Genomic DNA, 11,336 nt, shown 5'->3' with positions numbered 1-11,336 from the left:
GCCAGTCTCGATGGGTGACCGCCGAGAAAGACGAACGCCCGCTCGCCCCGTCCCGCCGTCTCGGAATCGGTGCCGCGATCGTGCTGGTGATCGTCGCCGTCGCCGTGACGGTCGCCATCGGGATCATCCGTGGGGCGTCGACACCCGTCGAGGAGGTGCGGATCGATGCGCCGGTGACGGATGCCGCCACCCCGGCGGTCGTGCAGGTGCACGTCTCCGGAGCGGTCGCGGCACCGGGCCTCTACCTGCTGAGTTCCGGGGCGCGGGTCGTGGATGCGATCGCAAGCGCCGGGGGCTTCGGCGAGTCTGCGGACCGCGACGGGGTGAATCTGGCGCGACCGGTGACCGACGGCGAACAGCTTCACGTGCCGGCCGTGGGCGAGGTGCAAACTGATCTCGCACCGGCCGACCCGCCGGGCGGCGGTGGTGGGGGAGTGATCGACCTCAACACCGCCGACGAAGGGCAACTCGACACACTGCCCCGGATCGGGCCGGCCCTGGCACAGCGGATCATTCAGTGGCGGGAGGACAACGGGCGGTTCACGTCGGTCGAGGATCTGCTCGCGGTGCCCGGCATCGGCGACAAGATGCTCGAGTCGCTGCGCGACCTCGTGCGGGTGTGACGTGCCGATGTCACGGAGCCTGCGGTTGGTACCGGTCGCCGCCGCCGCCTGGATGACGGCCCTCCTTGCCACCCACATGCCCAACACAGCGGGCATGGTCGCCGTCCTCCTCTGGGGGGCGACGGCGATCGCGACGGCGGTGATGCTGGTCGCCGCGGCCCGCACGGGGCGGCGGGCCCCGGCATCCGCGCTCGTCGTCGTGATCGCTCTCGCTGCCGGAGCTGCGGCCGCGTCGCACGTCGCGCTCGCCCTGCCCGGGCGGGAGGAGGTGCTCGCGGCCGACTTCGGTGGAGGACGGAGCCTCGTCGTCGAAGCGCTGGTCGTGGGTAAGGTCGAGCGGCGCGCGGACGGAACCCTGAGCTTCGATGCGCACGCTACACGTATGGGGACGGATGCTGGGGTCCGATCCCTGAGCGCAGAGGTGACGATTCGTGTCGCCCCTGATCAGGTCGACGACCGGCGGGCGCTCGACGTCGGCGCGACGATCGAGGCACATGGCACGGCGGCGACGACGCGCGCCGGAGCCCGTGCGGTTCTCGACATTCGAGCATCTCGCGGGGTGGTCGTCGTGTCTCCGCCTGACGGCTGGACCTCCATCACCTCGGCGCTTCGGGCCGGACTGGTGGACTCCGCGCAGAGCCTGCCGGGAGAGGGGGCGGGTCTGGTGCCGGGCCTCGCCGTCGGCGACACCTCGGTCGTGAGCGTCGAGCTCGACGCCGCGATGAAGAATTCCTCACTCTCGCACCTCACCGCCGTCTCGGGTGCGAACTGCGCACTCGTCGTCGCGATCGCCTTCGGCGCCGCCGCGGCGCTCTGTGCGTCGCGTGCGATCCGCGTCTGCGCCGGCCTGCTCGCCCTGGCCGCCTTCGTGATGCTGGTCACGCCCGAGCCCAGCGTCGTTCGGGCCGCGGCGATGGCCGCCGTCGCGATGATCGCCGCGCTCCTCGGACGTCCGGCCGCCGGAATGGCGATCCTCTCGGTGGCGGCGTCCGCCGTGCTCATCGGCGATCCCTGGCTGGCGGGATCGCTGGGCTTCGCCCTCTCGGTCACGGCCACCGCCTCGCTGCTGCTGTTCACCCGGCCGCTTGCCCGCGGGCTGGGACGGATGATGCCGCGCGCTCTCGCTGTGGGACTCTCGATTCCGCTCGCCGCACAGCTCGCCTGCGGACCCCTCCTCGTGCTCATCTCGCCGAACGTCTCGCTGTACGGGGTCCTCGCCAACCTGTTGGCGGCTCCCGCGGCTCCCGCCGCGACGCTCGTGGGTCTCGCCTCCTGTCTGGCCGGTGCGGTTCCGGTCCTCCAGGACGGGCTGACCGCGCTCGCCTGGGTCCCCGCGACATGGATCGCCTCGACGGCGCACGTGGCGTCCGAGTTGCCGGGCGGCCAGGTCCCGTGGGAGGAAGGATGGGTCGGGGCTACCGGTCTGGCTATCGTGAGCCTCGCCGCGGGAATACTGATCGCTCTGCGGCGGGGCACCCGGCGCCGAACGATTCTGCGGGGCGCATCGGCGATCGTGGTGTGCGTCGTCATGGGCGGTGTCGCCGGAGGCGCGCTTCTCGGAGGTGTCGCCGGTCGGTGGACTCTCCCCGCGGACTGGAGCATCCTCGCGTGCGATGTCGGGCAGGGCGACGCCCTGCTGCTGCGCTCGGCAGGGCGGGTGGCCCTGGTCGACACGGGTCCCGCGCCCGAGGCTCTGGCAGCCTGCCTCGGGCGCGCCGGGGTGGACCGCATCGACCTGCTCGTACTGACGCACTTCGACGTCGACCACGCCGGCGGTCTGGCCGCGGTGGAGGACCGCATCGGCACGCTGTTGCATGGGCCACCGGCCCCGGACGACATCCCTCTGCTGGCACAGCTGCACGCACGGGGTCCACGACTGGTGGAAGCCGATCGAGGGATGACGGGAACGCTCGGCGAGGCGCGATGGCGGGTCCTGTGGCCGGTCGCCGAGAGCCGCGCCTATCCGGCGGGGAACGACGCCAGCGTGACGCTGGATGTACGCGGCGGCGGGATACCGCCGACGCTTCTGCTCGGCGATCTCTCCGCGTCGCCGCAGCGGGCGGTGGCGGCGACCGATGCGTTCGATCCGCCGTACGCCGTCATCAAGGTCGCTCACCACGGGAGTGCCGACCAGGACTTCGAGCTGTACCGCGCCGCAGCGCCCACGCTCGCGCTGATCTCGGTGGGCGCCCAGAACGACTACGGCCATCCCCGGGAGGAGATCCTTCGTGTGCTCAGGGATGGCCGAACCACCGTCGCGCGGACGGACCGCGACGGTGTGATCGCCGTGTGGTCGGCGCGGGGCGCTGTGGGCGTCTGGCGCGAGCGCGGGCGGCGCGTCGGCAGCCCTCGCTAGGCTGGGAAGCATGGCACCGACCGCGCGACGCGCACCATCGAAGGCGGCGCGGAGCGCGATTCCGCAGCTCTCCTGGCGCACGCCCCAGCCGGCGCCGATCGTGCTGGTATCCGGCCCCGAAGACGTCTGCGCCGAACGCGCCATCGCGGGCGTCCGCGACTACCTCCGAGCCGAAGATCCCAGTCTCGAGGTCTCCGATCTGCGCGCCGATGACTACTCCGCCGGATCACTGCTCGCGATGACCTCGCCGTCGTTGTTCGGCGAACCGCGCCTGGTGCGCGTGACCGGAGTCGAGAAGTGCTCCGATGCTTTCCTCGCCGAGGCGCTCTCGTACCTGGCGGCACCGCAAGAGGGCGCGACGGTGGTGCTCCGACACACCGGCGCCACCGTCCGGGGCAAGAAGCTGCTCGACGCGATCCGTGCCGGTGAGGGTGGCGGGGTCGAGGTCCCATGCCCGGCGATCAAGCGTGAATCCGACCGTTACGACTTCGCTGCGGGCGAGTTCCAGGCCGCCAAGAAGCGCATCGCACCGGCGGCGCTCAGGGCCCTCGTCTCGGCGTTCGCCGACGACGTCACCGAGCTGGCCGCGGCGTGCCAGCAGCTCATCGCCGACGTGCCGGGCGACATCACCGAGCAGATCGTCGAGCGGTACTACGGCGGCCGGGTCGAGACATCCGCCTTCACCGTCGCCGACACCGCCATCGCCGGCCGTTACGGAGAGGCGCTGATCTCGCTGCGGCACGCCCTCGCGTCCGGCGCCGACCCCGTGCCGCTCGTGGCCGCGATCGCCCTCAAGCTGCGCACCATGGCTCGCGTCGCCGGCCATCGCGAGTCGGCGGCGGCCCTGGCCGGTCGGCTCGGGCTCAAGGATTGGCAGGTGGATCGCGCGCGTCGCGATCTGACCGGATGGAACGAGACATCCCTTGGCATGGCGATCCAGGCTGCAGCGCGGGCAGATGCCGAGGTCAAGGGCGCATCCCGAGACCCCGTCTTCGCGCTCGAGCGGCTCGTCACCGTGATCGCCACCCGCGCTCCTTACGGCGCGTAACGCCGCCACATCACAGCGAAAAGCCCGCCCCACACGGGACGGGCCTTTCGCGGAAGAAGGGGGCTCAGAGAGCGGCCACCTGCTTGGCGATCGCCGACTTGCGGTTCGCCGCCTGGTTCTGGTGGATGACGCCCTTGCTCACAGCCTTGTCGAGCTTCTTGGTCGCCTTGCGAAGAGCCTTCTCGGCGGCAGCCTTGTCGCCCGCGGCGATGGCTTCGCGGGTGCGGCGCACCTCGGTCTTCAGCTCGCTCTTGACGGCCTTGTTGCGCTCGCGCGCCTTCTCGTTGGTCTTGTTGCGCTTGATCTGCGACTTGATGTTCGCCACGTGTCGACGTTCTTTCGTTTCGGAGTGAAATGGTGAGTGCCGGTCAGCAAGAGAGGGGTGCTTCGCGGCGGTCGTGAGGGACGAACCCACACGCAAGCCAATCACCGATTCTATCAGGTCGCGTCGAGCGTCGTGATCGCGAGGTCGAGGACGGCGTTGAAGACGGCGGGCCGCATGACGGTGACGTGATGCGTCGTCCGAGGCACCACGATCAGCTCGGCGTGCGGCGCGATCCGCGTGAAGAGCCTCTCGTTGACACGCAGTTGGTCGTACTGACCGTTGACGAACCACAGCGGCACGTCGATGCGGCCCAGCGCGGCCAGGAGGTCGAGCACCGACAGGCTGCGCAGCGCGCCGTCCTGCGCATCCAGCGCGTAGCCGCCGGCGCCGAAGTCATCCCTCGTCTCGGCGGGCAGGATCCGGTCGAGCATCCGATTCGTGAGCCACATGCCCCGGTCGGGGAGCGAATCGAATCCGCGCGCGAGCAGCCGGTAGGCCGCGAGGCCCACGCCTCGCGGTATGGCCGTGCACGATGCGGCGACGAACCCCGCGACGGGGGGCCGCGCTTCGCCGCCGACATACTCGATGCACAGAAGACCGCCCATCGAGTGGCCCGCCAGCAGAACCGGTCCCCGGGCCGCGGCGGCCCGCACCGCCTCGTCGATCGTCGCGAAGGCGCCGTCGATCGTGAACTCCTCCGACATGCGCGACCCATGACCGGGCAGATCCACCGCCGACACCGGGTTGCCGCGCCGGGAGAGGTGCTCCACCTGGGAGCGCCACATGGTCGCGGACGTGCGGATGCCGTGCACGAGGACGACCTGTACGACCATCGACCCAGGCTACCGGCGGGTCCGGCCCGCCTGTGCGACGGTCGAGCCCGCCCGACGGTCGGCTTCCACGCAGGGCCGCGGCATCCGCCACCCGTAGAATCGACGGGATATGTCTCCCCGCGCCCTGAAGCCTCTCGAGCCGTCCGCGACTCCGCCCGAGCTGATCCGCAACTTCTGCATCATCGCCCACATCGACCACGGCAAGTCGACGCTGGCGGATCGGATGCTGCAGATCACCGGCGTCGTCGCCGACCGCGACATGCGTGCGCAGTACCTGGACCGCATGGACATCGAGCGCGAGCGGGGGATCACGATCAAGTCGCAGGCGGTCCGCATGCCCTGGCAGACGGGCGAGGGCACGTTCGCGCTGAACATGATCGACACCCCCGGGCACGTCGACTTCACGTACGAGGTGAGCCGCTCGCTGGCGGCGTGCGAGGGTGCGATCCTGCTCGTGGACGCCGCCCAGGGCATCGAGGCGCAGACGCTCGCCAACCTGTACCTCGCGCTCGACAACGACCTGCACATCATCCCGGTGCTGAACAAGATCGACCTCCCCGCCGCAGATCCCGACCGGTTCGCGAAAGAGCTCGCGAACCTCATCGGCGGCGACCCGGACGACGTCCTCCGCGTCAGCGGAAAGACAGGTCAGGGCGTCGAAGAGCTCCTCGACCGACTGGTCGCCGAGATCCCGGCTCCGAAGGGCGATGCGGATGCCCCGGCCCGGGCCATGATCTTCGACTCGGTCTACGACTCGTACCGCGGCGTCGTCACCTACGTCCGCATGGTGGACGGCAAGCTCTCGCCGCGCGAGCGCATCCAGATGATGTCGACGACCGCCACGCACGACCTGCTGGAGATCGGCGTCTCCAGTCCCGAGCCGACGCCCACCAAGGGGCTCGGCGTCGGTGAGGTGGGATATCTCATCACCGGAGTGAAGGACGTGCGGCAGTCGAAGGTCGGCGACACGATCACGACCCAGCGCAAGCCCGCGACGGACGCGCTTCCCGGTTACACCGACCCGAAGCCGATGGTGTTCTCCGGCATCTACCCGATCGACGGCAGCGACTACGGCGATCTGCGCGAAGCGCTCGACAAGCTGAAGCTCTCGGATGCCTCGCTGCAGTACGAGCCCGAGACGTCGGTGGCGCTGGGCTTCGGTTTCCGCTGCGGCTTCCTGGGACTGCTGCACCTCGAGATCATCACCGAGCGCCTGTCGCGCGAGTTCGACCTCGACCTCATCACGACGGCACCGAGCGTGGTGTACGAGGTGCTGACCGACACCGGCGAGACCGTCACGGTCACCAACCCCAGCGAGTACCCCGACGGCAGAGTGGCGGCGGTGAGCGAGCCGGTGGTCAAGGCCGCCATCCTGACGCCCAAGGACTACGTCGGCACGGTGATGGACCTGTGCCAGTCGCGGCGCGGATCGCTGCTCGGGATGGAGTACTTCTCCGAGGAGCGCGTCGAACTGCGCTACAACATGCCGCTCGGCGAGATCGTGTTCGACTTCTTCGACCAGCTCAAGAGCCGCACGCAGGGCTACGCGAGCCTCGATTACGAGCCCGCCGGCAGTCAGGAGGCCGACCTGGTGAAGGTCGACATCCTCCTGCAGGGCGACAAGGTCGACGCCTTCAGCTCGATCGTCCACCGCGACAAGGCCTACGCCTACGGGACGATGATGACCGAGCGGCTGCGCAAGCTCATCCCTCGCCAGCAGTTCGAGGTGCCGATCCAGGCCGCGATCGGTGCGCGCATCATCGCCCGCGAGAACATCCGCGCGATGCGCAAGGACGTTCTCGCCAAGTGCTACGGAGGCGACATCACGCGCAAGCGCAAGCTGCTCGAGAAGCAGAAGGAGGGCAAGAAGCGCATGAAGATGGTCGGTCGCGTCGAAGTCCCTCAGGAGGCGTTCATCGCCGCGCTCTCGGGCGACGTCGAGGGAAAAGGCTCGAAGTAGGCTGGTCGCATGCGTCGAGGGAACTTCCGGGACGACACCGTCGACTACGCCGCGGTCGGCGCGACGCAGGCGCCCGACCTCATGAGCTACCCGCCTGAGCGGAGCATTCCGGCGGAGGACTCGTGGCGCATCGGCAGCGGGGAAGCGCGCTTCCACGCTGCCGGCGAGGCCCTTCTCTCGTGGACGGCGCAGCGGGGAGCGGGACTGGCCCTCAAGGACGTGCGCCCCGCGTCAGGGCCGATGTACTCGGGGGTCAGCTTCGACGCCGAGGGCAAGCCCATCGCGCCGAGCCGCTCCGAGTCCGACCTGCGCTATGACGCGGACGGCACGCCGTATGTGGGTGCGGGCACCACCGTCCGGGTGGACGGCCGAGTGAAGGGCATGCGGGCGGATGCCGAGCTCCGCGTGATCTTCGCCATCGAGGAGCCACGTCGGGTCGGGTTCGCGCTGGGGACCGTCGGCGATTCGGTGGTGAGCGGGGAGGAGTCGTTCATGGTGGAGTGGAACGAGAACGACGAGGTCTGGTTCACCGTCCGCGCGTTCGACGCCCCCGCGGCGCTGCTCTACCGCATGCTGCCCGGTCTCACGCGTCGCCGCCGTCGTGAGCTCTTCACCCGGTATCTCCGCGCGATCTCGCCGCTTTACACGACGCCCGCGTGAGCCGCTGATGGGCTCCGCGCTTCCCCTCGGCGAGGCGGTCCCCGCCGACGGCTCGTTCCCGGCCGGCACCGCCGCCGATCCCGCGACGCCGTTCAGCGTCTACCTGCACGTGCCCTTCTGCCGGGTCCGTTGCGGCTATTGCGACTTCAACACGTACACCGCCGGCGAGCTCCGTGGGGCGCGGCAGGACGAGTACGCCGACACGCTGCTGCACGAGGTGTCCTTCGCCCGGGACCTGCTCTCGGGCATCGGTCCCGTCCGACCCGCGGCCACGGTGTTCTTCGGCGGCGGAACCCCGACCCTGCTGCCCGCGGGCGACCTCGCCCGCATGCTCGGCGGTGTCCGCGACGCCTTCGGGATCGTCGACGGGGCGGAGGTCACCGTCGAGGCCAACCCCGACACGGTCACCGACGCGGTTGCGGCCGAGCTCGCGGCATCCGGTGTCACGCGCCTCTCGGTGGGCATGCAGTCCGCCGTCCCCCACGTGCTCGCCGCCCTCGACCGAACGCACGACCCCGCCAACGTGCGGACCGCCGTCGCCGCCGCTCGGCGGGCGGGGCTCGATGTCAGCGTCGACCTGATCTACGGTGCGCCGGGGGAGTCGCTGGACGATTGGCGGGAGTCGTTGCGGACGGCGGTCGACCTCGAGCCCGACCATGTGTCGGCTTACGCCCTCATCATCGAGGACGGCACGAAGCTGGCGAGGCAGATCCGCCGCGGCGAGGTTCCCGCTCCGGACGACGACCTTCAGGCCGACATGTACGAGCTCGCCGACGAACTGCTGACCGGCGCGGGATTCGAATGGTACGAGGTCTCGAACTGGGCGCGCGGTGACGACCAGCGGTCGCGTCACAATCTCGCCTACTGGCAGGGCGCGGACTGGTGGGGATTCGGGCCGGGAGCGCACAGTCACATCGGCGGCGTCCGCTTCTGGAACGTGAAGCACCCCGCGGCCTACGCGCAGCGGCTGGCGCGAGGCGAGTCGCCCGCCGCCGCACGGGAAGTGCCCGACGCGGACGCCCGGGCTCTCGAGAACATCCTCCTGCGAACCCGCATCCGCGAAGGTCTGCCCGTGTCCGAGATCCTGGGGGAGGGACGGAGCGCCGTCGCGACTCTCATCGCCGACGGACTCGTCGACGGGCCGTCCGCGATCCGCGGGCGCATCGTCCTCACCCGGCGCGGTCGACTGCTGGCGGATGCCGTGGTCCGCGCCCTCACGGACTAGCCGCGGCGGCGCGCTGACGGGCGGCAGGATCCGGCCGTCGCCAGGCTCATCCGGTAGAATTGGCACTCCAGTCATGCGAGTGCCAGCAGGCGTGAGGAGGCGGGATGGTCAGCGAGCGCGGTCTGCAAGTGCTTCGGGCGATCGTCGAAGACTACGTCGACACCCGTGAGCCCGTCGGCAGCAAGGCCATCGTCGAGCGTCACGCCTTCGGGGTCTCGGCGGCCACCATCCGCAACGACATGGCGCTTCTCGAGGACGAGGAGCTGATCGTCGCCCCCCACACCTCGTCGGGGCGGGTCCCCACCGACAAGGGGTACCGCGTCTTCGTCGACCACCTGGCCGAAGTGCGTCCGCTCAGCGCCGCGCAGCGGACGGCGATCACGTCGTTCCTGGAGGGTCCGGGCGACCTCGATGACGTGCTCGCCCGGACCGTGCGTGCTCTCACGCAGCTGACCGGTCAGGTCGCGATCGTGCAGTACCCCTCGTTCGCCCGCGCGAACGTCACCCATGTGGAGCTCGTGCAACTCGGCGGCGGACGGATGCTGGTGATCGTCGTCACCGACACGGGACGCGTGTCGCAGCGCATGGCGTTCGTGCGCGAGGAGTTCGATGAGGCCGATCTGGCGCGCATTCGCGCCGAACTCGGCACGCTCCTGGTCGGGCGCTCCGTGCGCGACGGTCTCCAGCGGCTTCAGGATCACCTCGAGCGCGCGTCCACGGCATCGGCGCCGCGTGAGCTCGCGACGACGGAGATCGCGCGGGTGGTGGCCGAGGAGCTGGACGAGTTCCGCCAGGACCGGCTCGTGATGGCGGGCAGCGCCACGCTCGCACGGCGGGAGGCGGACTTCCGCGGCAGCATCTACCCGCTCCTCGAAGCCATCGAGGAGCAGGTCACCATTCTCAGGCTGATGGGTGAGATGGTGGCCGACGAGAAGGGTCTGTCTGCCAGCATCGGGCGTGAGAACGAGCCGTTCGGGCTCGCCGAGGCATCCGTCGTCGCGAGCGATTACGACGCGACCGGGTCACGGGCTCGCGTCGGCGTGATGGGGCCGACGCGCATGGACTATCCGACGAATCTCGCGGCGGTGCGAGCCGTCGCGCGCTATCTGACGCGAATGCTCGAAGAAGACGAGAGCAGCCGCTGAGGCGGCGCGCACGAACGAACCCGCGGGAACGCGGGCAGGAAGGCGAATGTGGCTGACCACTACGAGGTTCTGGGTGTCTCTCGCGACGCCTCGACCGACGAGATCAAGAAGGCCTACCGGAAGCTGGCCCGGGAGCTGCACCCCGACGTGAATCCGGGCGAGGAGGCGTCCGAGCGCTTCAAGCTCGTCACGCACGCCTACGACGTTCTCAGCGACCCCGAGCAGCGCGCGCGCTACGACATGGGCGGCGGCGACAGTCCATTCGCGGGAGCCGGCGGCTTCGGCGGGTTCAACGACATCTTCGAGACGTTCTTCGGCGCGGCGGGAGGCGGCTCCCGCGGAGCGCGTCCCCGGTCCCGCCGAGAGCGCGGGCAGGACGCCCTCGTGCGGGTCACTCTCGAACTCGGCGACGTCGTGTTCGGCGTCCACCGCGACATCGAGGTCGACACCGCGGTCCTGTGCGACACCTGTCAGGGTTCGTGCTGCCAGCCGGGCACGAGCCCGGTGACGTGCGACATCTGCCACGGCACCGGGCACGTGCAGCGCCAGGTCCGCAGCCTTCTCGGCAACGTGATCACGAACCAGCCGTGCAATGTCTGCCAGGGTTACGGCACCACGATCCCGTACCCGTGCGCGACCTGCCAGGGGCAGGGGCGCGTGCGTGCGCGGCGGACGGTCTCGCTCGACATCCCCGCGGGCGTCGAGACCGGCCTCCGGCTGCAGCTCCCGGGCTCCGGCGAGGTCGGTCCCGCGGGGGGGCCCAACGGCGACCTGTACATCGAGGTCACGGTCGCGCCGCACGATGTCTTCAGTCGCGACGGCGACGACCTTCTCGCGACCCTCGAGGTGTCGATGCCCGACGCGATCCTCGGGACGACGACCACCATCCAGTCCCTCGACGGACCCGTCGACCTGGAGCTGCGCCCGGGGGTGCAGGGCGGCGACGTGCTCACGATCAAGGGCCGCGGCATCACACCGCTGCGCGGTTCGCAGCGGGGCGACCTCCGGGTGGGAGTCCACGTGGTCACGCCGACCCGACTCGATGCGAAGGAACGCGCCCTGATCGAGGACTTCGCGAAGCGCACGAAGGCGCCGTCGCCCCGCCTGGCGGAGTTCCACCAGGGGCTGTTCGCGAAACTCCGCGACCGCTTCCGGGGCTGA

Annotated in this window: 10 protein-coding genes; 8 read left to right on the top strand and 2 right to left on the bottom strand. The window is 70.2% G+C overall.

Going from position 1 to position 11,336, the window contains the following annotated elements; all coding sequences use genetic code 11:
* The first annotated feature begins 14 nt into the window (after positions 1–14).
* From ACFUTX_RS07295 to holA, 3 genes are all read left to right on the top strand, one after another.
* Positions 15–623 carry a helix-hairpin-helix domain-containing protein gene (locus tag ACFUTX_RS07295; RefSeq protein ID WP_378862035.1) on the top strand — a complete coding sequence of 203 codons (609 nt, stop codon included), beginning with the start codon at positions 15–17 and terminating at the stop codon, positions 621–623.
* A 94-nt stretch (positions 624–717) separates the two neighbouring features.
* Positions 718–2,979, top strand: a complete 2,262-nt coding sequence (locus ACFUTX_RS07290) for a ComEC/Rec2 family competence protein (protein ID WP_378862032.1) — start codon at positions 718–720, stop codon at positions 2,977–2,979.
* Between the two features lie 10 nt (positions 2,980–2,989).
* Positions 2,990–4,027: a DNA polymerase III subunit delta gene (gene holA / locus ACFUTX_RS07285; protein ID WP_378862029.1), complete on the top strand. Its 1,038-nt coding sequence runs from the start codon at positions 2,990–2,992 to the stop codon at positions 4,025–4,027.
* 64 nt (positions 4,028–4,091) lie between these two features.
* On the opposite strand, the gene rpsT is transcribed toward holA, so the two are convergent.
* Together rpsT and ACFUTX_RS07275 are read right to left on the bottom strand one after the other, a co-directional pair.
* Complete coding sequence (gene rpsT, locus ACFUTX_RS07280; RefSeq protein WP_378862026.1) at positions 4,092–4,352, bottom strand: 30S ribosomal protein S20; 261 nt, start codon at positions 4,350–4,352, stop codon at positions 4,092–4,094.
* 113 nt (positions 4,353–4,465) lie between these two features.
* The gene (locus ACFUTX_RS07275; protein ID WP_378862023.1) at positions 4,466–5,185 is read right to left on the bottom strand and encodes an alpha/beta fold hydrolase; all 720 of its coding nucleotides are present in this window, start codon (positions 5,183–5,185) and stop codon (positions 4,466–4,468) included.
* A 109-nt stretch (positions 5,186–5,294) separates the two neighbouring features.
* On the opposite strand from ACFUTX_RS07275, the gene lepA reads away from it, so the two are divergent.
* The 5 genes from lepA (at position 5,295) to dnaJ (ending at position 11,336) form a co-directional block, all read left to right on the top strand.
* On the top strand, positions 5,295–7,145 hold the full coding sequence (gene lepA / locus ACFUTX_RS07270) for a translation elongation factor 4 (RefSeq protein WP_378862021.1): 1,851 nt from the start codon (positions 5,295–5,297) through the stop codon (positions 7,143–7,145).
* 9 nt (positions 7,146–7,154) lie between these two features.
* Entirely contained in the window at positions 7,155–7,805 is a 651-nt protein-coding gene (locus ACFUTX_RS07265) for a DUF1990 family protein (RefSeq protein WP_378862018.1), read from the top strand.
* A 7-nt stretch (positions 7,806–7,812) separates the two neighbouring features.
* On the top strand, positions 7,813–9,030 hold the full coding sequence (gene hemW / locus ACFUTX_RS07260) for a radical SAM family heme chaperone HemW (protein ID WP_378862015.1): 1,218 nt from the start codon (positions 7,813–7,815) through the stop codon (positions 9,028–9,030).
* A gap of 104 nt (positions 9,031–9,134) precedes the next feature.
* Positions 9,135–10,175 carry a heat-inducible transcriptional repressor HrcA gene (gene hrcA / locus ACFUTX_RS07255; RefSeq protein ID WP_378862012.1) on the top strand — a complete coding sequence of 347 codons (1,041 nt, stop codon included), beginning with the start codon at positions 9,135–9,137 and terminating at the stop codon, positions 10,173–10,175.
* Between the two features lie 48 nt (positions 10,176–10,223).
* On the top strand, positions 10,224–11,336 hold the full coding sequence (gene dnaJ, locus ACFUTX_RS07250; protein WP_378862009.1) for a molecular chaperone DnaJ: 1,113 nt from the start codon (positions 10,224–10,226) through the stop codon (positions 11,334–11,336).

This window comes from Microbacterium sp. NPDC057407 (assembly GCF_042803895.1).
Lineage (GTDB): Bacteria > Actinomycetota > Actinomycetes > Actinomycetales > Microbacteriaceae > Microbacterium.
Note: the sequence above shows the minus strand (reverse complement) of the source record. Positions and strands in the feature narration are given on the sequence as shown.

Bases quoted from the DNA above. Each gene is read 5' to 3' on its own strand.
- holA (WP_378862029.1), top strand. From the start codon at position 2,990: ATGGCACCGACCGCGCGACGCGCACCATCGAAGGCGGCGCGGAGCGCG.
- lepA (WP_378862021.1), top strand. From the start codon at position 5,295: ATGTCTCCCCGCGCCCTGAAGCCTCTCGAGCCGTCCGCGACTCCGCCC.
- hemW (WP_378862015.1), top strand. From the start codon at position 7,813: ATGGGCTCCGCGCTTCCCCTCGGCGAGGCGGTCCCCGCCGACGGCTCG.
- ACFUTX_RS07265 (WP_378862018.1), top strand. From the start codon at position 7,155: ATGCGTCGAGGGAACTTCCGGGACGACACCGTCGACTACGCCGCGGTC.
- hrcA (WP_378862012.1), top strand. From the start codon at position 9,135: ATGGTCAGCGAGCGCGGTCTGCAAGTGCTTCGGGCGATCGTCGAAGAC.
- ACFUTX_RS07275 (WP_378862023.1), bottom strand. From the start codon at position 5,185: ATGGTCGTACAGGTCGTCCTCGTGCACGGCATCCGCACGTCCGCGACC.
- ACFUTX_RS07290 (WP_378862032.1), top strand. From the start codon at position 718: ATGGTCGCCGTCCTCCTCTGGGGGGCGACGGCGATCGCGACGGCGGTG.